This is a genomic window from Reichenbachiella sp. (genome assembly GCF_039941815.1).
Lineage (GTDB): Bacteria > Bacteroidota > Bacteroidia > Cytophagales > Cyclobacteriaceae > Reichenbachiella.
This window is the reverse complement of record NZ_JBDVDW010000062.1, coordinates 263,882-288,788: the sequence shown is the minus strand read 5'-3', so window position 1 is coordinate 288,788 and position 24,907 is coordinate 263,882. Positions and strand designations below refer to the sequence as shown.

General features: G+C 41.3%; 19 protein-coding genes. 12 read left to right on the top strand and 7 right to left on the bottom strand.

Annotation, left to right across the window (positions count from 1 at the left end):
• Window positions 1–53 precede the first annotated feature (53 nt).
• The gene (locus ABJF11_RS16965; RefSeq protein WP_348121270.1) at window positions 54–344 is read left to right on the top strand and encodes a DUF1272 domain-containing protein; all 291 of its coding nucleotides are present in this window, start codon (window positions 54–56) and stop codon (window positions 342–344) included.
• 86 nt (window positions 345–430) lie between these two features.
• Entirely contained in the window at window positions 431–2,488 is a 2,058-nt protein-coding gene (locus ABJF11_RS16960; RefSeq protein ID WP_348121269.1) for a M3 family metallopeptidase, read from the top strand.
• Window positions 2,489–2,506: 18 nt separating this feature from the next.
• Here ABJF11_RS16960 and ABJF11_RS16955 read toward each other — a convergent pair whose 3' ends face one another.
• Complete coding sequence (locus ABJF11_RS16955; RefSeq protein WP_348121268.1) at window positions 2,507–4,552, bottom strand: OmpA family protein; 2,046 nt, start codon at window positions 4,550–4,552, stop codon at window positions 2,507–2,509.
• A gap of 192 nt (window positions 4,553–4,744) precedes the next feature.
• On the opposite strand from ABJF11_RS16955, the gene lon reads away from it, so the two are divergent.
• The 4 genes from lon to ABJF11_RS16935 all read left to right on the top strand — a co-directional run bounded on the left by lon (window position 4,745) and on the right by ABJF11_RS16935 (window position 13,075).
• Window positions 4,745–7,219, top strand: coding sequence for an endopeptidase La (gene lon / locus ABJF11_RS16950; RefSeq protein WP_348121267.1), 2,475 nt, complete (start codon window positions 4,745–4,747; stop codon window positions 7,217–7,219).
• 34 nt (window positions 7,220–7,253) lie between these two features.
• Entirely contained in the window at window positions 7,254–8,267 is a 1,014-nt protein-coding gene (porQ, locus tag ABJF11_RS16945; protein ID WP_348121266.1) for a type IX secretion system protein PorQ, read from the top strand.
• 1 nt (window position 8,268) lies between these two features.
• The gene (hslU, locus tag ABJF11_RS16940; protein ID WP_348121264.1) at window positions 8,269–9,663 is read left to right on the top strand and encodes an ATP-dependent protease ATPase subunit HslU; all 1,395 of its coding nucleotides are present in this window, start codon (window positions 8,269–8,271) and stop codon (window positions 9,661–9,663) included.
• Between the two features lie 394 nt (window positions 9,664–10,057).
• A complete protein-coding gene (locus ABJF11_RS16935; protein WP_348121263.1) occupies window positions 10,058–13,075 on the top strand; it encodes a two-component regulator propeller domain-containing protein in 3,018 nt (1,005 codons plus the stop codon).
• Here the strand turns inward: ABJF11_RS16935 and ABJF11_RS16930 are convergent.
• Window positions 13,072–13,617: a DUF4494 domain-containing protein gene (locus ABJF11_RS16930; protein WP_348121262.1), complete on the bottom strand. Its 546-nt coding sequence runs from the start codon at window positions 13,615–13,617 to the stop codon at window positions 13,072–13,074. The two genes, ABJF11_RS16935 and ABJF11_RS16930, sit on opposite strands and share 4 nt — an antisense overlap.
• A gap of 198 nt (window positions 13,618–13,815) precedes the next feature.
• Here ABJF11_RS16930 and ABJF11_RS16925 point away from each other — a divergent pair, with 198 nt between their 5' ends.
• Window positions 13,816–15,111 carry a hypothetical protein gene (locus ABJF11_RS16925; RefSeq protein WP_348121261.1) on the top strand — a complete coding sequence of 432 codons (1,296 nt, stop codon included), beginning with the start codon at window positions 13,816–13,818 and terminating at the stop codon, window positions 15,109–15,111.
• A gap of 74 nt (window positions 15,112–15,185) precedes the next feature.
• Window positions 15,186–15,791 (top strand): short chain dehydrogenase, encoded by a 606-nt coding sequence (locus ABJF11_RS16920; protein WP_348121260.1) that lies wholly within the window; start codon window positions 15,186–15,188, stop codon window positions 15,789–15,791.
• A gap of 5 nt (window positions 15,792–15,796) precedes the next feature.
• On the opposite strand, the gene ABJF11_RS16915 is transcribed toward ABJF11_RS16920, so the two are convergent.
• Window positions 15,797–16,597 (bottom strand): energy transducer TonB, encoded by an 801-nt coding sequence (locus ABJF11_RS16915; protein ID WP_348121259.1) that lies wholly within the window; start codon window positions 16,595–16,597, stop codon window positions 15,797–15,799.
• Window positions 16,598–16,807: 210 nt separating this feature from the next.
• Between ABJF11_RS16915 and ABJF11_RS16910 the strand changes: the two genes are divergently transcribed.
• Window positions 16,808–17,218 (top strand): hypothetical protein, encoded by a 411-nt coding sequence (locus ABJF11_RS16910; RefSeq protein WP_348121257.1) that lies wholly within the window; start codon window positions 16,808–16,810, stop codon window positions 17,216–17,218.
• Between the two features lie 2 nt (window positions 17,219–17,220).
• Here ABJF11_RS16910 and rsmG read toward each other — a convergent pair whose 3' ends face one another.
• The 3 genes from rsmG to ABJF11_RS16895 are packed head-to-tail and all read right to left on the bottom strand — an operon-like array spanning window position 17,221 to window position 19,589.
• Window positions 17,221–17,859: a 16S rRNA (guanine(527)-N(7))-methyltransferase RsmG gene (gene rsmG / locus ABJF11_RS16905; protein ID WP_348121256.1), complete on the bottom strand. Its 639-nt coding sequence runs from the start codon at window positions 17,857–17,859 to the stop codon at window positions 17,221–17,223.
• 36 nt (window positions 17,860–17,895) lie between these two features.
• On the bottom strand, window positions 17,896–18,507 hold the full coding sequence (locus ABJF11_RS16900) for a sigma-70 family RNA polymerase sigma factor (RefSeq protein ID WP_348121255.1): 612 nt from the start codon (window positions 18,505–18,507) through the stop codon (window positions 17,896–17,898).
• Window positions 18,495–19,589, bottom strand: a complete 1,095-nt coding sequence (locus tag ABJF11_RS16895; RefSeq protein WP_348121254.1) for a glycosyltransferase — start codon at window positions 19,587–19,589, stop codon at window positions 18,495–18,497. The genes ABJF11_RS16900 and ABJF11_RS16895 overlap by 13 nt, the downstream gene beginning before the upstream one ends.
• Window positions 19,590–19,674: 85 nt before the next feature.
• Here ABJF11_RS16895 and tgt point away from each other — a divergent pair, with 85 nt between their 5' ends.
• From tgt to ABJF11_RS16880, 3 genes are read left to right on the top strand one after another with little or no spacing between them, the layout of a single operon-like run.
• The gene (tgt, locus tag ABJF11_RS16890) at window positions 19,675–20,805 is read left to right on the top strand and encodes a tRNA guanosine(34) transglycosylase Tgt (protein WP_348121253.1); all 1,131 of its coding nucleotides are present in this window, start codon (window positions 19,675–19,677) and stop codon (window positions 20,803–20,805) included.
• 10 nt (window positions 20,806–20,815) lie between these two features.
• Window positions 20,816–21,892, top strand: a complete 1,077-nt coding sequence (locus ABJF11_RS16885; protein ID WP_348121252.1) for an LptF/LptG family permease — start codon at window positions 20,816–20,818, stop codon at window positions 21,890–21,892.
• A gap of 20 nt (window positions 21,893–21,912) precedes the next feature.
• A complete protein-coding gene (locus tag ABJF11_RS16880) occupies window positions 21,913–22,839 on the top strand; it encodes a DMT family transporter (protein ID WP_348121251.1) in 927 nt (308 codons plus the stop codon).
• Between the two features lie 168 nt (window positions 22,840–23,007).
• Here the strand turns inward: ABJF11_RS16880 and ABJF11_RS16875 are convergent, their stop codons facing one another.
• On the bottom strand, window positions 23,008–24,906 hold the full coding sequence (locus ABJF11_RS16875; protein ID WP_348121250.1) for a CocE/NonD family hydrolase: 1,899 nt from the start codon (window positions 24,904–24,906) through the stop codon (window positions 23,008–23,010).
• Window position 24,907: the final 1 nt, after the last annotated feature.

Here is a 24,907-nt window from a genome sequence, read left to right as displayed (position 1 = left end):
GAACATTTTTAAATATCTTAGTTATAAATAGTCAACTTCCCCAAAAGATAATTATGTTAGAAATTCGACCCAATTGCGAAAACTGTAACAAGCCCTTGCATGCCAATAGCACCGAAGCTATGATCTGTAGCTATGAATGCACGTACTGTGTATCTTGTGTCAATGAAGTGTTGCATAATGTCTGTCCAAATTGTGGTGGAGGGTTTGAAAAAAGACCCATTAGGCCTCAGTCAGGATTGTTAAAAAACCCTGCCAGTAGTACCCCAGTACTCAAGCCTGTAGACCTCGCAAGTTTTGAACCACTGATGGAAACCAACAAGAATATTGCCCCAAACAAGCGGTGATTTTTCTGGAATGGTACTAAATTGTATGTTCTTAAAGTCAAAGAACTGTATTGATTCTAACTTTTCTACTCATTAGACCCCGAAAAATGAAATTCTTCCTTCCCCTTTTGCTGGCAGTTGCTATTTACTCTTGCCAGCCAGCTGATGAAAAACCTGAAACGAACACAAATCCATTTGTTGGCTCTCTTAATGAGCCTGTAGATTATGCAAATGCTACTGCGGACGACTTGGAAAAATACGCCCTGAGTACATTAGAAGAGGCTGCCGACGATATGGAAAAAATCGCCAAAGTAGTGTCACCCACATTTGATAATGTATTCGCAGCTATGGATGATATCAACAATCAGCTCACCAAGGCATCCAACAATTGTTTTATGCTTTATTGGGTTTCACCCGATTCACTCACCAGAGTCAAAGGATTGGCAGGATATAAAAAGGTCGACTCACTGTTTACCATGATTTATTCTAACAAAGCACTTTATGATCAAATGGTTTCCTTTAGCCAATCAGAAAAATATGAATCACTAGAGCAGAAAAAAAAGAATCTGGTTGATGATCTTATAGATAGCTTCAAAAGGTCCGGAGTGAATTTAAATGCAGAAGACCTTGCCACATACAAAAGACTCAACAAGGATATTAATGATCTCACCGCCAGGTATTCCAATAATATGAATTCGTCTAGTGAGATATTAACTCTGGATGAAGCAGGCGCTAAAGGGTTACCAAAAAATTTCAAGAATACCTATGCTACAAGTGAAGGTGTCTATGAGGTGCCTATCATTAATGCGACGAGAGGGCCTGTGATGAAAAATGCCTCATCTGAATCGACAAGACGAGCGTACTATATGAAGTTCAACAATCGGGCGGCAGACAAAAATCTGGATATTCTCGATACGCTGGTACAGAAAAGATATGAGCTGGCACAGCTGATGGGATATGATACCTACGCAGCCTATAATCTCACTCCCAAAATGGCTAAAAATCCAGAAACCGTATGGGACTTCATCAATAATCTGGTAGATGCAACAAAAGAAAAGGCAAAAATGGACTTAGAGCTACTCGCTGCTCAAAATTTAAAAGATACGAATCAGACCAACCCTGGACTCGATGTATGGGATATTTCATACTATAGAAACGAACTTTTGAAAACAGAATACAATGTGGACTCGGAAAAAATCCGAGGATATCTGAGCATGGACAAATGCCTGGCTGGGATGTTCGCGCTATATCAAGACTTGTTGGACCTGGAGTTTAGAAAAGTAGAAAACGGATCTGTTTGGCATGAAGAGGTAGAGATGTATGAAGTATTTGAGAATGATAAATTGAAAGGCAGATTCTATCTCGATCTATATCCCAGGCCTAATAAAGAGTCCTGGTTCTATGGAGTGCCTATCGCAGATGGAAAACAAAAAGAAAATGGCTATGAAGTCCCGGTTTCCATGCTTCTGGGCAATTTTACACGCCCCACAGAAAGTTTGCCTTCACTATTGAGTCATGGTGAGTTGAGTACCTTGTTTCATGAATTTGGCCATATTGTAGATGGGATGTCTTATGAAGGAGAATTTGCACTACAAGCCGATTCGAAGTCAGATTTCGCAGAAGCCATGTCACAAATATTTGAAAACTGGATCTGGGATTATGAGACCTTGAGCTCGTTTGCCACACACTATGAAACCGGAGAAGTCCTGCCAAAAGAACTATTCGATAACATGGTCAGAGCAAAAAACATCTCTTCTGGTCTCTATGCAATCGGAAGCCTGCGTAGATGTATTTATGATTTGAACCTCTATGACCTATACGATCCGGCCAACAAAATACCTACTGATGATATCTGGAGAAAAATTGATAAAGAGATGGGTTTGATGGATTCGTTTGTAGAAGGTACACATCCACAGTCCAGCTGGATTCATATCAATACCCATCCGGTATACATGTATGGTTATCTGTGGTCAGATGTCTATGCGCAAGACATGTTTAGTGTATTCGAGAAGAATGGCATGCGGGATCAGGAGACAGGCAAGAGATATAGAAAACTTATTCTGGCCAATGGCACGCAGCGCGATGTGGTAGAAGCTGTAGAAGAGTTTCTGGGGAGACCTTCTGACAATTCTGCCTACATGAAAAGTTTGGGACTTGGAGATTAAAAAATGGCGATTGGTTGATTATTGATCTTCGAACTGACTGTCTATATTCTGTTCTTTGACAATGGCAGGACGGTAGATCTCAAATTCTACCCGACGGTTTAGTTTGCGATCTTCTTCAGTCACCTCCTCCACTATCGGTTGGCTGCTACCGTATCCATTGTACTCGACACGATTAGAGCCTACTCCTCCGAATATCACAATGTAATCTCTAATCGTCTGTGCCCGATCTTTAGAAAGCTGAAGGTTGAGGTCTTTTGATCCATACTTATCCGTATGGCCTGATATGCGTAAGTAAAAATCCGGGTTGTCGTACATGAAATTGATGATCTTGTTCAAATCACCATACATTTCCACCTTTAGATTGGCCTTGCCAGCATCAAACTCAATAGACTCAAACTTTACCTTACTCGCAATTGGCTCCGTCACCTCATGAAACTGAACAGGACCATCGAGGTAAAACATTTCTTCGATTCTGAAATACTCGTCACCCTGGATAATGAGCAAATAGTTTCTATGATTGATCAAGTCGAACTCAAAACTCCCGTCCGATTTTAGATATTTAGGAGCCACTGCGGTACCTTCATCGAGATCTATGACAGAGACGATTCCAGTGAATGGCTTGCCGGTCAGAGAGTCTGTCAACGAACCTGATATTTGAGTGAGTGCTTCGGGTTGCGCTTCCATTGGTAAGGGAAAAGAATATAAATCGAGCATATTTAAGTCTCTTGTAGCCGACCTTGAATAGAAGAGATCCTTGGATTCTGAGTCAATCGAAAAGTAAAACTCGCTTCCTCGTCCATTGACCAATGGACCAATATTGATGGGTTCGCTCCATTGATCATTTTGGTGATAAGTCTTATAAATGTCGAATTCTCCAAATTTGAATAACTGGCCATTAGAACTAAAAAATAGAACCTCATGATTAGGGTGATAAAAAGGGCTAACCTCGTTTTTACGAGTATTTACTACCGGCCCCAGGTTCTGTGCCGGCATCCAGGCTCCTTTTTCATTTTTGTAGGTAAAATAAATATCAGAAAGCCCAAATCCCCCAATTCGATCGGAGGCAAAGTATAGAGTATCTTCTGTGTGAGATAAACTTGGATGTGAATCCCAGCTCACACTATTCACCGAAAAGCCAATATTTTCTATATCAGTCCAGACACTATCTTCATTGAGTTTAGCGACAAAAATGTCGCAGTTACCCATAGAGCCGGGAGACTCACAACGTGAGAAATACAGCGTCCTTCCATCCTTGGAGATACAAGCCGAGCCTTCATTATATTGAGTGTTTATCTCTCTCAGGTCAGTACTTAAATCCCAATACCCATCTTTTTTTGTAGAGATAAACAGGTCTTCATTTTTTCGATATCTCAACCCTTGCAATTGCTCATTTCGCTTGGAGGTGAAAATCATGATCTCATTATTCATACCCAATGTAGGAGCATAGTCAGCCTGTCGCGAATTGATTTTCCTGCCCATATTCAGAAGAACCCCACGTGGTGGGCGGATGGTATCAATCGCCTTTCTGTGTTCTACCAATTTGTAGTAATAATCCAACGGTACAAAATTGTCCACCTCTTGGGTATTCAATGAATCATAGTATAGCTCAATTTCTCTAACATCTATGTCTTGATGATGATGTCTCAAGGAGAGTTTGTATAGCGAACGCGCCTCTTCTTCTGTGCCATATATCTCTGTCAATTTGGCCAGTCTCCATATCCAGTAAGTGTCAATGTAAAAATTTCTAATCCCAAACTGCATGACATATTCTTGCAACGCCGGGTAGAGTTCTGACCATCTCTTTTCTGCCTCAAGTTTTTTGATATGCTGCATCTTACCTTTGTCATAATATTCATTGATGACGTTGATATTTTTGAAATTGTAGACGCTAAATTGACCTTCAGTGCCGAGGGTATCTACTTGCAAAACAGCCGTACTTTCCTTCTTCTTGCCCAGAAATTGCCCATTCGAGGTATGGGATATCAAAATGGAAAAGAGGAGAAATAAAAAGATATTTTTGAATGAGAAGTTTATCAATGAAAATTCCTTTTTCGTTACAACCACATCAGCTATCTTAAGAAATCGTAGGATCGCACTGCGTTTTTCAAATTTAGTGCAGACAACTTGGATAACGAATTAAAGCTGCGAATAAATATACTTACTTTGGCATGCTCATTGTAATTTATGTAAGCCTAAAAAATATTGCGGTTGTCCTATTGCATTTGTGCCAATATGACAGCCTTGCTTGAATAGTCTATGGAGTTGAATAATTTTTATAATTCTTATCTTTTTTCAGAATTGGCAGATGAAGATGCCGAAGAACTCATCCCACTTGATCTGACAGGTGAAGACGATGAACTCGACCCGAAGGATTTACCTGACGATTTGCCAATACTTCCACTAAAAAATGCCGTCCTTTTTCCAGGTGTGGTGATTCCAATCACCGTTGGAAGACAGAAGTCGATCCGATTGGTGAAGAAAGCCTACCGTACGAATAAAATCATCGGAGTGGCCGCTCAGAAAAATTCTGAGGCAGAAGATCCGGGCGAAAAAGAAATATATAAGGTTGGTACTGTTGCCAAAATACTAAAAATGCTCGTGCTGCCTGATGGAAATACTACCATCATTATTCAAGGCAAGAGTCGCATGGAGATTCAGCAAGTCGTGCAGGAGAATCCGTATCTGACAGCCAAAGTGAATCTACTGGATGAGAACTTCGTAGAGGACGAAAATAAGGAAACTGTAGCCATCATTTATTCTCTGAAGGATGCTGCCAAGAAAATATTAAAGCTTAATCCGGAAATTCCTAAAGAGGCGCAGGTTGCCTTGGAAAACATCAATAGTTATAAGTTTTTGACTCATTTTCTATCTTCAAACATCAATTCTGAAGTAAAGGATAAACAAAAATTGCTTGAGATCAACGACGGCAACAAAAGAGCAGAGGCACTATTAAAATATATGCTCAAAGACATTCAGGTACTTGAGCTTAAGCACGAAATCCATAATAAAGTAAATACCGACATTGATCAGCAGCAACGTGACTACTATTTGCGTCAGCAGATGAAAGTCCTGCAAGATGAACTTGGGCATGGTGGTGTCGAACAAGAAGTGGACGAACTTCGATCCAAGGGACTAACAAAGAATTGGCCAGAAGAAGTAGCACAGCATTTTGACAAGGAACTGAGCAAAATAGAGCGAATGAACCCGATGGCGGCGGAATATCCTGTCGCTATGAACTATGCAGAATTGCTCATCGAATTGCCTTGGAATGATATATCCGAGGACAATTTTGACCTAAAGAGGGCAAAAAAGATTCTGGACAAGGATCACTTTGGACTTGAAAAAGTAAAGGACAGAATTATAGAATATCTGGCTGTAAGAAAACTGAAAAATGACCTGAGAGGACCAATACTTTGCCTGTTTGGACCTCCGGGAGTAGGGAAAACCTCTTTGGGTAAGTCCATAGCAAAAGCATTGAACAGAGAATATGTCAGAATGTCTCTTGGTGGAGTACATGATGAAGCCGAAATCAGAGGTCATAGAAAGACCTATATCGGAGCCATGCCTGGCAAAGTGATCCAAAATATAAACAAGGCCAAGACCTCTAATCCGGTCTTTGTTCTCGATGAGATAGACAAAGTTTCATCGGACTTTAGAGGGGATCCTTCTTCCGCGCTGCTTGAAGTACTGGATCCCGAACAAAATGAGTCGTTCAAGGACAACTTTCTTGAAGTTGAGTACGATCTCTCAAAGGTCTTGTTTATTGCTACCGCCAATTCTCTGGATACTATCCAGCCAGCCTTGCGCGACAGAATGGAAATCATTCAAATCACTGGCTATACCCTGGAAGAGAAGATTCAAATTGCTAAAAAGCATCTCCTGCCTAAGCAGCTGGAAGAGCATGGAATGAAATCTAATCAGCTCTCCTTGGATCAAAAAGCATTCGCAAAGCTGGTTGATGATTATACACGAGAATCAGGTGTAAGAAATCTGGAACGAAAAATAGGCGCGGTGGTAAGAGATGCCGCCAAGTCTATCGCAATGGAAGATGAATATGCCAAGAAAATAACAACTGAGGAAATTCGCAGAATACTTGGTGCTGAAGTCTTTGACAAAGAGCTATATCAGGACAATTCACATGCAGGAGTAGTGACAGGTTTGGCGTGGACTTCGGTCGGCGGTGAAATTTTGTTTATTGAATCAAGTTTGAGTCGAGGTAAGGGCAAACTCACCTTATCAGGCCAACTGGGCGATGTCATGAAAGAATCCGCGATGACTGCACTTTCTTATCTCAAGTCCAATGCAGACAGTCTTAATCTTGACTATAGAATCTTTGATAACTACGACCTTCACGTTCATGTGCCGGCCGGAGCAGTACCAAAAGATGGGCCATCGGCTGGTATTACCATGCTCACATCATTAGCGTCAGTTTTCACTCAGCGCAAGGTGAAGCAAAAGTTAGCCATGACAGGTGAGATTACCCTTCGGGGAAAAGTGCTACCTGTAGGCGGCATAAAGGAGAAAATATTAGCCGCCAAGAGAGCTGGTATCAAGGAAATTATTCTTTGTCAGAAGAATAAAAACGATATTGATGAAATCGATGAAAGGTATCTCAAAGGGCTTGAGTTTCACTTTGCGGAAACAGTCAATCAGGTGTTAGAAGTAGCATTATTACCACAGAAGGTGAAAAATGCGCTGAAGTTGGTGACTTTCGAGAAGAAGGAAGCATAGTTCAGTATTTGCATCAGCCATAAAAATTATTAATATGAAGAAACCTGCCATTGTTATTCTTATCTGGATACAAGCAGGGCTGTTGTTTGCGCAACTTGACAATTCATTTAAGTTTTTGAATATTCCTGCAGGGGCACGAGTGGCAAGTTTGGGTGGGTCAGCAATTTCTTCTACAGACTACGACGTCAACTTATTTATTTCTAATCCGGCTCTACTCGATTCGGCTGACGACAACCATGTATCTCTTAGCTATATGGGATTCTACGCTGACGTAAAGTATAGTTCCCTGGCCTATGCGAAAACCTTTAAAAAAGCAGGCACCTTTGGACTAGGAATACAGCATTTGGGTTATGGTTCAATAGATAGTTATGACCCTTCGGGTGTGGCAATAGGCAGTTTTAATGCCAACGAAACGGCTGTAGTTATATCTCACAGCCATCAGGTAAGTGTGTTTAAAATGGGAATTAATCTAAAATTTATCAACTCCAATATTTACACCTATAGCTCTTCAGCGTTTGCAATGGACATAGGCGGTGTTTTTAGACATCCGGAAAAAGAATTTATGGTATCTGTCCTTTTTAAAAATCTTGGGTTTGTGCTTTCTGATTTTACTGCATCGTCAGAATCCAGCCTGCCTACAGATTTGCAGATCGGCATTACCTTCAAACCCGAGCACATGCCCTTTAGATTTACGTTTACCGGACACAATCTTTTTAATCCGAATCAGGTCTACAATGCTCAGCTATTTGATGCCAATGAGAAAGCGGCAGGCATTGGGGATAAGATATTTAGCCATTTAAATATTGGGACTGAGATCCTCTTTAGTCGAAATTTTAATATTAGACTAGGTTATAACCATCAGGTCAGAAATGAGTTGAAACTGAGTGAAAAATCTGGATTGTCGGGGATATCTATGGGACTGATGTTTAGAATCAAAGCCTTTGAACTGGCCTATACACTGACGACCTATCATGTAGATAGCGGACGTAGTTACTTTACGATCACCAGCAATTTGAATAAAGTGTTTAAGAAAAAGTCAATCATATAAGATGTTATCAAAAGATCAATACCTGACCCCCAAGCAAATAGTAGCGGAGCTAGACAAATACATCATCGGTCAGAATGATGCTAAGCGCAATGTGGCCATAGCACTACGAAACAGATGGAGAAGAATGAATGTAAAAGAAGACATTCAGGGAGATATCGTTCCCAACAATATCTTGATGATAGGAGCTACGGGTGTGGGGAAAACAGAAATAGCTCGTCGACTAGCAAAAGTGGCCGATGCCCCATTCGTGAAAGTAGAAGCCTCCAAGTTTACAGAAGTAGGATATGTAGGTCGGGACGTAGAGAGTATGGTGAGAGACCTCGTAGAACAAGCCGTAAGCTTGGTGAAACACGCCAAAAAAGAAGAGGTAAAAGAGAAAGCAGAGGAGGTTGTAGAAAATATCATTCTGGATGCGCTCATTCCGCCAATTAAGAAGCCAAGCACAAACTTCAGTAGCCAGAATGACGATTCAGTGGCCATCCCGGTAGATGATGCCGAGCTCAACGAAAAGACCAGAGAGCGATTCCGCGATAAAATCAAGAGTGGAGAAATGGATGATCGTAAAATCGACATTAGCGTCAGTCAAACTTCAACCGGTGGCATTGGAATGGTCGGTGGTGGAGGAATGGATGAAACATCTATGATGAACATCCAGGAAATGATCGGGCAGATGATGCCGAAGAAAAGTAAGAAAAGAAAAGTCACCATAGCAGAAGCCAGAAGAATACTCTTCGAAGAAGAATCTTCACGTCTGATAGATATGGATGAGGTAAAAGATGAAGCCATTGCTAAAGCTGAGAATACAGGAATCATCTTTATAGATGAGGTGGATAAAATTGCGGTGGGCGCTTCTAAAAAAGGTGGGCCTGATGTTAGCAGAGAAGGTGTACAACGTGATCTCTTACCAATCGTAGAAGGCAGCGCTGTCAATACCAAATATGGAGTGATCAATACAGATCATGTACTGTTCATAGCGGCAGGGGCGTTTCATTTTGCCAAACCTTCCGATTTGATTCCAGAGCTTCAAGGCAGATTCCCGATCAGGGTGGAGCTCGAAAACCTGACCAAAGAGGACTTTGTTCGAATCCTTAGCGAGCCAAAGAATGCCCTGACCAAACAGTATAGAGCATTGATAGGAGCAGAAGATGTTGATATCACGTTCAATGATGAAGCCATAGATGAAATCGCCTCGATTGCCTTTGGTATCAACGCCGAGATCGAGAACATCGGCGCCAGAAGACTACATACCGTGATGAGTAGACTACTCAACGATATCCTTTTCGATATTCCGGATATCATAGGGCCAAATGCAAAAATAGTCATAGACAAAGCCAAAGTTCAGGAAAAACTCGACGGCATGGTTGAGAATAGAGATCTCAGTCAGTTTATACTCTAGGATGTATAGCTATTGGGAAATGAGAGGATAGTTGAATCAATGATATTTAGCCTTTTTGTTCAATTATTAATCAAATCCACTTCTAGCTCCATATTGTCCTATTCCATGGCATAATTGTAAAACTTAATCTCAGCCCATTTTTATTAAAGCAGAATTTATTTATCTTATTGATTAACTGAATTAGGTTGGAATGTGCTTAAGCGATAGATTACTTGTCCCAAAGCCCCTAAAAACCACCAAAGGCATCCAATTTTTTTCCTACCAAAAGACAATAGTCTTTGTTTTGGTTATTTTGTTTGGTGTATTTCCGGGCTGCAATGAAATGAGACAGGGTAGGGTAGACCTACCCCAACAAGACACATACGGGCTTTTCAAACCTGCCAATGTTGCAAGTATGCATAGTCCCCAGGAAGTCCAACTAGGAGAGTTGATTTCCACACCAGCCAGAGGCACGAAAGTAAAGGCGGGAAAACCTCAACGCAGGCCAATCACCCCATTTAACATCAAAAGTAAAGACCCCGAAATAATCCCTCTAAATAGGGCTCAATTTGATGTGATAAACTTCGATAGCACTGTGGATCACACCACCAAAATCGATTCAATCTTTCCGCAATTGATTTCACAGCCTATTCCCATCAAATCATTGCCCATGCGGTTCAAAGATGGAGCGCAATTTAACATTCAATATCTCGATGTAGAACAAGGAATATCTTCTTCTTTTGTCTATTCCATCTATGAAGATAAAAAAGGAAACCTTTGGTTTGGCACATATGGAGGTGGACTTTGTCGCTATGATGGCAAAAATGTCCATAACTATACCGATATAGAAGGCCTCTCAAATAATCGAATTCGCGTGATTTTGGAGGATCAGTCTGGCAACTTATGGATTGCTACTAATGGGGGAGGAGTCATAAAATACAACGGGCAAAACTTCATCAACTATTCTACAGACAATGGGCTGGAAGACAATAGAGTATACGCGTTATTTGAAGACAAGAAGGGAAAAATATGGATGGGCTTTGCCAATGGCAGTGTAAGCAGATTTGATGGAGATTCTTTTTTTACGCTGACCAATAAGGATGGTCTGGGTGGAGAAAGAGTATATGCCATACTTGAGGATCGAGGGGGAAATATGTGGTTTGGGTCTGATGGCGATGGAATTTCGATCTACAACGGTGAAAGCATTACAAGCTTCAAAGCCAAGGATGGGCTGCCAAGTAATCAAATCCGCGAAATCCTGGAAGATGAATTTGGGGATATATGGATCGCAACTAACAATGGTGGACTTTGCAAGTATGATGAGAAGACCTTGAGCTTATACGGCGAGGAACAGGGGTTGCCTAATGGAAAAATCCTCTCGATGATACAGGATAGCAACGGAAATTTTTGGATGGGTACTTATGGCGGTGGAGCAATCAAATTTGACAAGCAGCAGTTTAGCCACTACACCGAGACTGACGGACTGTCAAATAATACAGTCCTTAGCATTCTTGAAGATCGGAGCAACAATATTTGGTTTGGTACCAATGGTGGAGGAGTGAGCAAACTCAAGGAGAATTCGTTTAACAGCTATCTTGGCAAAGACATACTTGAAAACAATACTGTACGATCTATTATTCAAGACCGAAGAGGAAATATCTGGTTTTGTACAGACGGCGCAGGCATGACCAAGTTCAACGGCAGAGAGTATGAAACCTATAATGAGGAGACAGGCCTTCCCAACGGCAATATCTATTGTATGCTGGAAGACAAAAACGGTACCTTTTGGTTTGGAACTAGAGGTGGCGGAGTATTCTCGTTCGATGGCAAATATTTTGTGAACTATACTGATGAAGACGGTTTGGCAAACAACAACGTCAGGAGCATGCATGAAGATATCAACGGCAATCTTTGGTTTGGTACCTATGGTGGTGGTGTGAGCAAATTCGATGGACAATCCTTTACTACCATCAATGAAGAAGTGGGGCTGGGTAAAAATATTGTCAGGTGTATTACCGAAGACAAAAAAGGCAATTTATGGTTTGGTACAGATGGCGGAGGAGTGACACGCTTCGATGGTAAATCCCTCATGAATTTTACGGAAGAGTCCGGGTTGCCAAGCAACATCGTAATGACCATATTTGAGGATAGCAAAGGCAACATGTGGTTTGGAACCTGGGGCGGTGGGCTTTGTAAATTTGATGGTAATAATTTCGAACATTATACTAAAGAAATCGGGTTGACGCACGACTTAGTATTGTCTATAGTGGAAGATAGAAATGGCAATATGTGGGTAGGTACGGAAGCCGGAATAAGTGTACTTCAAAAATCAGATTCAAACCAATCATTTACACATACCAGCATGACCAAATGGGATGGGTTGAAGCGACTTGACCTTGCAGTCAACGCCATCTGTCTGGATAGAAGTAATCAAATCTGGTGGGGGCATGGCAAGGGGATTACCAAACTTGATCTTAATTCGTTTGCGGTGAGTGGCAAACAACCAGAGGTACAGCTCAACTATGTAGAAATCAACCAGAAATTCGTAGACTTTCGGAGACCATCAGATGATGACTGTCAGGATTGTATCAGTTTAGATCTAATGAGTGAAAAGGAACTCTCTGTAACCCCCTTCTACAATTATCCCGAAAACTTACGATTGCCACACGATTTGAATCATCTTACCTTTCATTTTTCTGCAATAGACTGGACCGCGCCACACAAACTTAAATATCAATATAAGCTCAAAGGATTTGATGAGTCATGGAGTTCGCTCAAGACCGATGGCGTCGCAGAGTATCGAAATATACCATCTGGGAGTTACATTTTCGATTTCCGTGCCATTGGCGAGTCCAATGTTTACAGTAAAACCCTTAGCTACGAAATAGAGATAGTAGCTCCGTGGTATGAAAGCCTGTGGGCCAAGTTGCTAGGAGCCATCCTCTTGATTGCCATACTTTATGGTCTGTTCAAATGGAGAATCAGACAACTAAGTCGTAATCAGAAAGTCTTAATGCAGATCGTAAATGAGCGCACAAAGGAGCTGACCCTTTTGACAGAAGAAATGAAACTGACCAATGTGAAACTTGTAGAAAAGAACAAACAAATTTCAAGTCAATCAGAAAAACTAAATACGGCCAATGAAGCCCTCAATTCAGTAAATACAAATCTGGAAAAAATGGTAAAGGACCGTACCGTCGAGCTCACCAACAAGAATAAAACCCTGTCAGACTATGCTTTTATGAATGCGCACAACCTGAGAGTGCCTGTCGCCAATATCAAAGGAATAATTCAACTCTTCGATTTTAATCTCAAGTCCGAGGAAAAAGACGAACTTATTCAAAAGCTCAAAGGTCAATCCAATGATTTGGACAAAGCTTTGATAGATATTACAAACCGACTGGAAAATGATGAAGGCAGCTCGCTGAGCTAGCCCAGCTCCTCCTCTTCCGTCGATATTTCACCTGCTTCTACCTCCTCTTCTACCTCTTGCTCGTCGTAGTCTTCATTCTCTGATTCCAGTGGTTTCAAGTTCGAAGGAATTTCATCGTCCATCTGCGGAAAAACCTCAACGATGTTGGTCTTGGCAATGCTCGAAATTTCAAACGGAACCAGCATGTTATCTAGACTTTGCTCTACCCTTTCGTATGCCTGTTTTACATTTTCAGCACTAGTCAATATATAGGTGGTGATTTTCACCTCTTTTTCTGAATCGCCATCCACTGTACTGTATTGTACTTTACACTTATACCAATAATCTGCATCCTCAAAGTTGATCACCTCGCCAATGTTGGTTTTCGCTATCGTCATGATTTGAAATTCTCCGCTAACGGTTCTTTCCATGGCACCGTAGATACGGGACTCAGCGTCGGTATAGGAAACAGCATCCACCAGATGCAATTCTGAGGTCTGCTTAAGGATTCCCTCATTGTTTTCTTTGGCGTATTTGGCCTTACACTGATACCAGATCTTCATAACGTTTTGTTTACTATTTATAAAATTTGAGGCGGCAAAATAGCTTTATTATCATGAAGTTTCCAACCTAATTCAGCAATCAAATTTTGAAAACAAAAGTTTATTTCCATTAACAGTATTCGATTTACCATTCTCATAATAAACTTGCATTTCTCTTTAGATATGAACTAATTGTAGATTAATTCATTAACACCTATTATGATGAGAATATTAACATCCTGTCTGCTATTGGCGCTACTTGCAATCGCTGCCTGTCAACCAGATTCGCAGAAGAAAGACTTAAATGATCTAGCCTTAGACTATGTACGTCTTGGCCTGGAAATTGGTGAATACGACCCTGTGTTTGTTGATGCCTACTACGGGCCCGATTCACTGAAGTACACGGGTGAGGTAGAAGAGTCCTTTCCCGTAGCGCGCTTTCGAAATCAGGTAAAAAAACTGAAGCTGTCGCTTGATGCCTTGGTCAGTGATACCAAATCTACCGAAGAGACGGTCATGAGGGCTCGATGGATATCATCACAACTTACCGCCTTTGATCGTAGAATCAGAATCGTGGCTGAAGACTACGGCACCTTTGATGAAGAAGCAGAAGAGCTTTTTGGTGCAAAAATACCTACATATGATTCCACCCATTTCATAGCCTTAATAAGCGAGCTCGACCAAGTGCTACCCGGCACCGGATCGTTGCAAGAGCGCCAAAAAGCACTGACTGAGAAATTTGCTATTCCCAAGGATAGAATGGATACGGTCTTTCAAGTCGCCATAGCAGCTGCACGTAAAATCACACAGGAAAAATTCGATTTACCTGCAGAAGAAAATTTTACCCTAGAGTATGTTCAGGACAAAACCTGGAGTGGATACAATTGGTATCAAGGCAATTACAAAAGTCTAATTCAGATAAATGTTGATCATCCGATTTTAGTAGACCGTGTGATAGACTTAGCTTGTCATGAAGGGTATCCTGGCCATCATGTTTATAATATGATGCTAGAAAAAAACCTGTACGTTGACAAAGGGTGGGTTGAAATATCTCTCTACCCGCTATTTAGTCCTCAATCGTTGATCGCAGAAGGCAGTGCCAACTTTGGTATTGATATGGCATTTCCTGGAGAAAAATATGATGAATTTGCCAAAGATGTACTTATGCCACTAGCTGGGCTCGATACCACAGATGCTGATGCCTACTTCAGCTATATTAGAATCAAAGAAAAGCTCAATTATGCCAGAAATGAGGCTGCCAGAGGTATCGTCAACGGTAATATGTCCGAGGATGAAATCAGCCGTTGGTTAGAAGACTACGCGCTCATCACCACTTCAGTACCGTTCATTAAAAAGTACAGGTCATATGTGGTGAACTATAATTATGGGAAGGATCTCGTAAGGAACTACATTGAGTCTCAATCTGAAACTACAGATGAGCGTTGGGTTCCTCTTGGCCGCTTGCTCAGCAATCCCGTATTACCTAAGGATATGATCTTATCAGAAAAGAATTAATTCACGATTATTAATATATTGCGAGTTAGGCATTTTAAGGTGCCTGACGAATTTTTTTATTAACTCAATTTGCTATGAAAGTAATAATAGTAGGAGGTCATGGGGCTATAGGACGTCGTGTGGTAGACGTTTTGTCCAAAAAACATGACATCATCACCGCCAGCCGATCCAAAGGAAATGTCAATGTAGACCTTATTGATGTCGAATCCATACGCGAGCTTTTCGAAACAGTTGGTGAATTTGATGCCGTTATTAGTATTGCGGGCGAAGCCAAATGGGCAGCGATGAAAGATATGAAAGAAGGCGACTATTATGTAGGCATTAGAAGCAAGCTTATGGGGCAGGTGAATCTGGTCAGGGTCGGTATGGAGTATATCAATCCAAATGGATCTTTTACGCTCACCACAGGCATTTTGGCTGACAAGCCAGTAGATCTCACCACAAGCGCCGCCATGGTCAACGGAGGTATTCATAGCTTTGTAAAGGCAGCTGCTTTAGAAATGACTAAAGGTATAAGAATCAATGCCGTTTCATCAGGGTTGGTGGAAGATGCAGTGGAGAAATACCAAGACTTCTTTCCTGGTCATAACGCCATACCCATGAGCAAAGTAGTCAATGGTTATATTGAAAGTCTGGAAGGCAAAAGTAACGGAGAGATCATCCGCATCTATGACAACTAAGGCGGCTATCTGAGATCAAACACGATGGGAAGAGTCATGTAGACTTTAACCGGTTGGCCACGTTGCTTTCCTGGGTTCCATTTTGGGGCTATTGCTAGCACTCGAAGCGCTTCTTCGTCACATCCGTATCCTATACCTTTAAGGATTTTGAAATTTGTAAGTGTTCCGTCTTTGTCCACTACAAATTGTGCGAAAACACGACCTTTGATCTGATTAGTTCTGGCCCGCTGCGGGTATTTTAGGTTCACGGTAATAAATCCATAGAATGCCTTAAGCCCACCTACTGGTCTTGGAGGTGTTTCGGAGGCGTAAAAAATCTCTTCCGCCTTTTCCTCTTCGATAGGCGCCAACTCATATTCTACGTCCTCAACCACCATATTTTCACTGGTTTCCACGTCGATCGTAATGTCGACTTCCTCGATGATCACCTCATCAGACACTTCTATAATTTTAGGGAGCTGAAGCTGCTGCGGTGGTGGAGGTGGTGTCTGCAGAGTTTGAGGGATATCCTGGATCTCTTCGAAGGCTGTCGCATCACCACCTTCTAATGTAATGATTCCTTGATCTTTGGCAAAATTCCAATTAAAAATGATGTATAAAAGGCCGAGAGCAATACTCAGTCCCATAAAGAAAAACATCCGGCCGCGCTCGTGGTCGAGATGAGCCTTATTGCTTTTGATTGCCATCAAATCAGCCATGTCATCAGCGGTAATTTTGAACTGAAGCGGCTTTTGATTGGCTCTTGCATGTTTCTGTTCTGCCCTTCTTCTTTCGGCAGGATTTGATATGTTGGTTATAGTTATCATGGCTTTAGGGTCTTGTAACTAAGTACGTTTATATTGAAGCCAATTAAAATGACTGGAAAGACCCTGAAAGTATGATTTTCGTCATGCGTTAGTATCAATCATTAAAATTCCCTGATGGCTTTTGAGTACAGCATCAAATCGGTAGGTTTGTTTATTGGTACGGTATTTGAAATACGACCCGTATTCTGAAGATCAAGTAAATTAGTAATTATGAAAACCGTTTTGTTAAAGTCCCTAAGCCTAACTGTTCTGCTTGCCGCTATGTCGTTTTCGTCATTTGCCGAAGCACCTAAAAGAAATTCGCTGCTCTTTCTTGAGATTGATGATTGGGTAGAAGTCTATGTTAATGGAGAAATGGTTTTCAAGCAAGCCGCTTCGGGAGGGGATCTCAATGAAGAAATTGAATTTGACCTCAATCCCTTTATTGAAGGGAAGATAGACCCCATCGTTGAGATTAAATTAGTAAATGCTCAATGCCACACCTGTGAGTCAGGAAATGGGTGGAAAATCGAATTTGAAGTATTTCAAGAAGATGAATCCGTAGACTATATTATTGAAGAAGGAGATAGTATCGGAGGTAGTGTCGTATTTACCATCCAGTATGAGTGGGGTTATATCTAGAATTATTGGCGAGGAATAAAAACCACTTTTTTAGTTTCGAAAAATTCTTCTTCAAAATAGTCTGTTAGATCGTAAAGTTTATATCTGAGTTTAGACTCCTTTAGCTCATCGGACAAATCGCCACCTTTTAAGTACAAAATGCCATTTTGGAGTTCGTGATTGGACTCCTTTTTTATTTTCCCCTTCGTCCAGGCATAAAAAGGCTTCATTCTTGTGACCGCTCTGCTTACGATAAAATCAAATGTTGTTGTGATTTGTTCCGCACGTGTGTGGACTCCGCTCACATTGGATAAACCAAGAGCCTGTGCCACTTCGTTGACCACACCAATTTTTTTGCCAATACTATCCACCAGCAGAAATTCAGTCTCAGGAAAAAGTATGGCTAGTGGAATTCCGGGGAAACCCCCACCAGTGCCGATATCAAGTATTTGAGCTCCAGGCAAAAAAGATTGTACTTTTGCTATTCCAAGAGAATGAAGTACATGCCGAAGATACAACTCTTCTATATCCTTTCTTGAAATTACATTGATCTTAGCATTCCAATCCTTGTACAAAGGCATCAGCTGACTAAACTGCTCCACCTGTTTATTGGTAAGATCAGGGAAGTATTTTTGAATGTGTTCCAGAGAGGTAATTGCCATATGGCAAAACTAAACAGATACCTGTTGCGAATGAGATTAGATGTGTTTCTTTTTATCCTTTACCAAATCGTACATAAGCTCACGAGCACGGTGGAGCTGAGCCTTCACAGTTCCCAAAGGTGCGTCGAGTGTCTTGGCAATTTCATCATAAGACAACTCATCGAAGTACCTGAGTCTTACCAAACGCTGATATTTGGGAGGTAGTTTGGAAACAAACATACGCACAAGTTCAATTTTTTGACCTTTGATTGTTTCCTCCTGAGGATTCAGGTTTTTGTCTTCCACATCTATGGTTACAGATTCTCCTCCATCATCAGTATAAGAACTGTTTAAACTAAACGTGTTTAGCTTCTTTTTTCTGATAAAGTCAATCGTGTTGTTTGTTGCGATCCGAAACAGCCAGGTACTAAAAGTGTAGTCTTTTTTGAATTTGTGCAGGTTTTTGAACGCCTTTGCAAAGGCCTCAATGGTTAGGTCTTCTGCATCATCTGTATTTCTGATCATTTTTAGGATCATGTGATAAACTGGTCTTTTGTATCGCTCCATGAGCTCAGCAAAAGCTTGTTCATCGCCTTCATTTACCGCATGATCTATGAGTTTGAAATCCTTAAGTGCCTTATCAGAAAACTGTTTTTTTATTTCTTCCATCTAACCTTCTTAGTCAATAACGCAATAACGCCAAAAATAGATGCATATCCTGCGTACAAAATGTCCATCATAGGTACAAGCCAAATGTTCATACGATAGCCGAACTTTTTGGATGTCAGTTCTACAAGAATTGTAATAAATACCATTCTAAAGACCAGCATCCCGGTTGGGATCAGGAAGTTATTGGTTTGCATGGCTAAAATAATCAATGCCAACCAGAAAACTAGATTTGAAAAATTTTGTAGGCCAAGTATAAATTTGTCCATCCATTTGTAATGACGTCCAACTGACCAATGGCGGATTTTTTGCCGATTAAACTCACTCCACGTCTTCTTTGGGATGGAATAGACAAGGGATCCAGCTCCTATGGCTACCTTAGTATTCTTTTTATTGGCATGCTCGTTGACAAGCAAATCATCATCCCCGCCAGTGATATGCTGGATTTTACTAAATCCCTTATGTTTCAGAAAGGAAGATTTTTTGTAAGCAAGATTTCTTCCCACACCCATATATGGATTCCCAGCCAAAGCAAAACCGATATAGTTCATTGCTGTCCAGTGTGTTTCAAATTGAATGAAATGATTCAACAATCCCGAGTCATTGTTATAGGGTGATACACCTAATGTATATTCTGTGTTTTTATCAAAATTGCCAGTCATTTCAGTGATCCAGTCAGCTGAAGATGGAATACAGTCAGCATCGGTGAACAACAATATCTCATGTTGTGCGGCTTTGATGCCAAGTGTAAGTGCAAATTTTTTGGCATTGATATGGTCGTGAACCTGATCTACATGCACGAATTTGAGCTGATCAGATTGCTTTTCTAGCATGTAGTCGTAGGTGCCATCCTCTGATCGATCATCTACGATGACCAACTCGAATTCGCTATGCTTTTGATCGAGTAGTGCCGGAATTAGTTTTTTCAAATTGCCCAGCTCGTTGTGCGCACAGACGATAACCGAAACGGGCACATGTTTTTTGGGCAGAGACTTGTGTCTAAGGATCTTTAGCAGCAAGATCATCCAATATATTGATAAGGTCCCAAGCGAAACTGAGACAGCTATTAATAGCAAATACTCCATTAAAACTCATTGTTAAAAACGGTGGCAAAGATATGCGTCTCTAGCAAAAGATTATTTTATAATTCAACCTATTTTTGCCGTCGACATGAATTTTCAATTACTTCAAAAAGATCCCAAGTCCAAAGCGCGGGCTGGCAAGATAAAAACCGATCACGGTGAAATCGAAACCCCAATATTTATGCCTGTGGGTACTGCCGGTACAGTCAAGGCCCTACATCAAAGAGAACTCAAAGAGGACGTAAAAGCTGAGATTATTCTTGGGAATACCTATCATCTTTATTTGCGCCCTGGATTGGATGTGATAGAGTCTGCTGGCGGACTCCATCGATTCAATGGATGGGATCGGCCTTTGTTGACCGACAGCGGTGGTTATCAGGTTTATTCATTGAAGGACAGGAGAAAAATCACTGAGGAGGGGGTTAAATTCCAATCACATCTTGATGGGTCAAAACATCACTTCACTCCTGAAAATGTGATGGATATTCAGCGCACGATTGGAGCTGACATTATCATGGCTTTTGATGAATGCACTCCCTATCCGTGCGACAAGCCATATGCTAAAAATTCTATGGAGATGACCCATCGCTGGCTCAAGCGATGCTGTGACCGATTCGACGCGACAGAGCCTAAGTATGGATACAGCCAAACACTATTTCCTATCGTACAAGGTAGCACATATCATGATTTGAGAAAGCAGTCGGCAGAAACTATCGCATCGTTTGAAAGAGAAGGTAATGCTATAGGTGGGCTCTCAGTTGGCGAACCTGCAGAAATGATGTATGAATCTACCGATCTGGTATGTAGCATATTGCCAGAAGACAAACCTAGATATTTGATGGGAGTAGGTACTCCTGCCAACCTGATTGAATGTATAGCACTTGGAGTAGATATGTTCGACTGTGTGCTGCCGACCAGAAATGCCCGCCATGGAATGTTATATACCTCTGAGGGAATCATTAACATCAAGAATGAGAAGTGGGAGAAAGATTTTTCTCCAATCGATCCTAATCTGGCAGGATATGTAGATACGAATTACTCAAAGGCCTATTTGAGACATCTGATCCGTACAGGTGAAATGTTAGGTGCTCAAATTGCAAGTATTCATAATTTATCGTTTTTTTTATGGTTGGTCAAAGAGGCTCGGGCACATATCTTGCAGGGTGATTTCGCTGCCTGGAAAAATGTTATATTGCCCAAAATTTCAAACAGGCTTTAATCATTAGCTGGTGAAACTGCTCGATAAGTACATACTCTCCAAGTTTCTAAAGACCTACGTGTTTGTCGTAGGGCTACTTGTGGTGGTCATCATGGTGATTGACTTCACCGAGAAGAATGAGAAGTATATAAAGAATGAAGTACCCGCTGAGGCTATTATACAATACTATTTGGCATTTGCTCCCTGGATAGCCAATTTGATCTCACCAATTACAGTTTTTATTACCACAGTGTTGGTGACTTCAGGCATGGCGGCTAAAACGGAAATAGTTGCTATTCTGTCTGCTGGTGTAAGCTTTAGAAGGATGCTGGTCCCATATTTAATTGGGGCCTGTCTGATCGCTTCTGTCAGCTTCTATGTCAACGGCTGGCTGATCCCCAATTCAAACAAGTACCGTATCGGCTTCGAAATAGAACACCTCAAGAAGCCTTTTTACTTCAACGAGCGAGATATTCATCTCAAGGTAGCCGAGTATGATTATATCTATATACAACGGTATAATAACAGAACTGAGACAGCCTATCGTGTCACACTCGAGCGCATCGTGGACAATAGAATGGAGGCCAAATTATTTGCCAAGAAGATGACATGGAATGATTCTCTGGAAACGTGGCATTTCCGAAATTGGGAATTGAGAGAGGTCAAAAATTTTACCGAGGTATTTACACGAGGCGAACATTTGGATTCTGCTGTAAACATTTCTCCTGGAGACTTTGAGACCAAATACCAACTCAATGCCACCATGAACATGAACGAGCTCAACGAATATATTGCACTGCTCAAGTCGAGAGGTTCGAGTGAAGTTGGGCTCTATGAAATAGAAATTTATATTAGGTATATGTTACCTTTTACGGCTATTATTTTGACTCTGATGGGCGTATCAGTGTCAGCCGAAAAATCTACTCGAGGCGGAGCCGGATTCAAAATTGCGTTAGGCTTTATCATTGCATTTGTTTTTATACTACTATTTGTATTAGTCAAGGCTATAGCCGAAGCTGGGTCTATGCATCCTCTGTTGGCGATTTGGATCCCTAATATAGTAGGGATAGTGGCTGCATTGGTGATGTACAGGTTTGTGCCTAAATAGACCTCGGTCTACCAGAATCAATGACAGAAAAAAAATCAGCATCCTTACTCAACGCTTATCTACAGCTCCATTTCATTGTTTTTATTTGGGGGTTTACTGCCATCCTGGGCAAATTGATTTCTATTCCATCGGTTGAAATAGTCTTTTATCGCACGCTACTGGCTAGCGTAGGATTGTATTTGCTATTGAAGTGGAAAAAACTACCGATAACTATGCCAAGAAAGCAAGCTTGGGCCATATTAGGGACAGGCGTTTTGATAGCCGTTCATTGGATACTATTCTTTTTGGCCGCCCATCTTTCCAATGTGTCTGTTTGTCTGGCTGGTATGGCTACCGCCTCTCTTTGGACCAGTATCATAGACCCTATTGTCAACAAGCGCAAGGTGAAGTTTTATGAACCCGTGGTTGCTGTGATCTCTGTAATTGGAATTGTGGTGGTGTTTCAATCAACTATCGATTCAGCAGATGGATTTTTAGTCGCTATAGCCGCAGCCCTGCTTTCTGCGATCTTCACGGTAATCAATGGCAGGCTGGTAGCCAAGCAAAATCATTTTACGATTACCTACTATGAGATGGTAGGTGCATGTCTTACCATCGTGCTGTTCTTTCCGATTTATGGTTTTTGGCTCACAGAAGATGGCTTGTCCTTGGTGCTCAATACAGAAGATTTTATCTACTTGCTGATACTTAGTATGGTTTGTACCGTCTATGCCTACTCCATAGCGGTAAAACTCATGCATAGACTCACTGCTTTTGCCATTAATCTTACGATCAATCTGGAGCCTGTCTATGGAATTACCGTTGCAGTTTTTCTATTTAGTGCCGACGAGAAAATGGATAGTAACTTTTATTGGGGCACTTTGATTATTGTCTTTTCGGTGATCATGTACCCTATACTAAGGAAGTATTATGAAGGAAAAAATATCCAGCGAGACATTGTGAGATAGAACGAAATCCTCAAATCCGACAGTAATTTTTCATTTGTCGAAGAAAACAGGCAATTCGTCGATGAAAAAGTTTGATTCCTCCGATTTATTTAATACTTTAGAATCACAAAATTCCAAAAATCAGACTGACCTAATTCAGTTTATGAAACCATCCCACCCAGGATGGTTTTATTTTTCCTCCTCCTCACTCAAAATACCCACTTCAATATAGGAGGGAGCAAGTCCTGATCTACCCACATAATGTTTGGCTTTCACAAAGTCTTCCGGCTGAGCTTCGAAGATATTTTCCACATAGGTTTGAGGGTTGATGTCTACCAGCGGAAACCAGGTGCTTTGCACCTGCACCATGATTTGGTGACCTTTTTTGAATGTATGAAGTACATCCTGCAAGGGAATTTGTACGACTTCTTCTTTTTTAGGTTCGAAGGCTTTTGGATATTCATAACTATTTCTGAATCTGCCTCTAAGTACTTCACTACGAACCATTTGATGATATCTTGACTTCGGTAAATCGGGCTGATGTGGAGAAGGTGGATGCGTACTGGAGTAGACATCTATTAGCTTTACGACCCAATCAGCCGCCGATTGATCAGTTTTTACAACCAGATTGGCAAGAATCGGCCCGGCAACTGTCAAGTCCTCCGTCAAGGGTGCAGAGAGATAATAGAGCACATCGGGCCTATCGTTGACAAAGCTTTGATCATCAGTCATGTAAGGTTTTGGCATGCCTGTATCCTCATCGTCAATGAAAGGCACTGGATTTTCAGGGTCGCTTACAAAAATATCCATTCCAAACTCATTCTCCTTTGGAGCAGTGCGTGATAGTTTCTTTTTGCCTTTGAAGTAGAATTTTACTTTTTGAACATTTTTTGGTGGCCACTCGTCAAAAGTTTTCCACTCGTTAGTCCCCGTTTGAAACATATAGGCTTCAGGCAGTTCATTTTCACCTTTCCCTTTTAGATGATAGGAGAAGAAAGGGTAGATGATTTCATTGTTGTAGAATTCTGATGTTTTTGATCCGAAATGAACGTTGCCCAAATAGTCGCCATCTGTACGCCTCCATCCGCCATGACTCCATGGTCCCATCACCAGCGCATTGAATATTCCAGCATTATTTTTTTCTACCGTCTCATATATTTTTAACGGACCGTATAGGTCTTCTGCATCATACCAGCCCCCTACAGTGAGTACGGCACATTTTACATTTTTCAAGTGGGGTAGCAAATTTCGCTTTTGCCAAAACTCATCATAGTTGGGATGTGCCACGATATCGTTCCAGAACTTGACACTGTCTTTCAAATACTTCTGATTGGCTAACGACAACGGTGTGATGTCTTTGAAAAACTTATATCCGTCGTCAGTTTCGTGGTTGAATCTAGGGTTTCTCACTGTAGTGAGCTCATGCCGAGGTAGTCCGAAGCTTGAAAAGAAGTTGAAAGTGTGAGGCAGAAAAAAAGCTCCATGATGATGGAAATCATCGAAGAACCAATCGGCTATTGGAGCTTGGGGCGAGACAGCCACTAGCGCTGGATGTGTATCAATCATGCCTGCGGCGGTATAAAATCCAGGGTACGAAATACCCCACTGGCCTACTTTTCCATTATGATTGTCTATATTTTCGAGGAGCCACTCGATGGTGTCGAAGGTATCTTTACTTTCATTGATACCACTGTTGTGTGGCGTCATATTAACAAAATTGCCTTCTGACATATATTTTCCCCTTACATCCTGATAGACGAAAATATATTTGTCACGAGTCATTCTCATATTAGGGCCGAGGTCAATCTTGTATCTATCTTCTCCATACGGACGTACCGAATATGGCGTTCGAAGCATGATCATTGGATAGGCCACATCAGTATCCTTCGGCGAATAAATGGCTGTGAACAGTTTGGTGCCGTCACGCATGGGTATGTAGACCTCTTTTTTATCGTAGTTGTTATAGACAAAAATTGAATCCTCTTCCGGTGTAAACGGAACATATGTTTCTTTTTCAGATCCACATTTGCAGAGTAATAAGAGTATTAAAACTCCCAGAGTAATCTTACTATAAAATGAGTTGGTCATG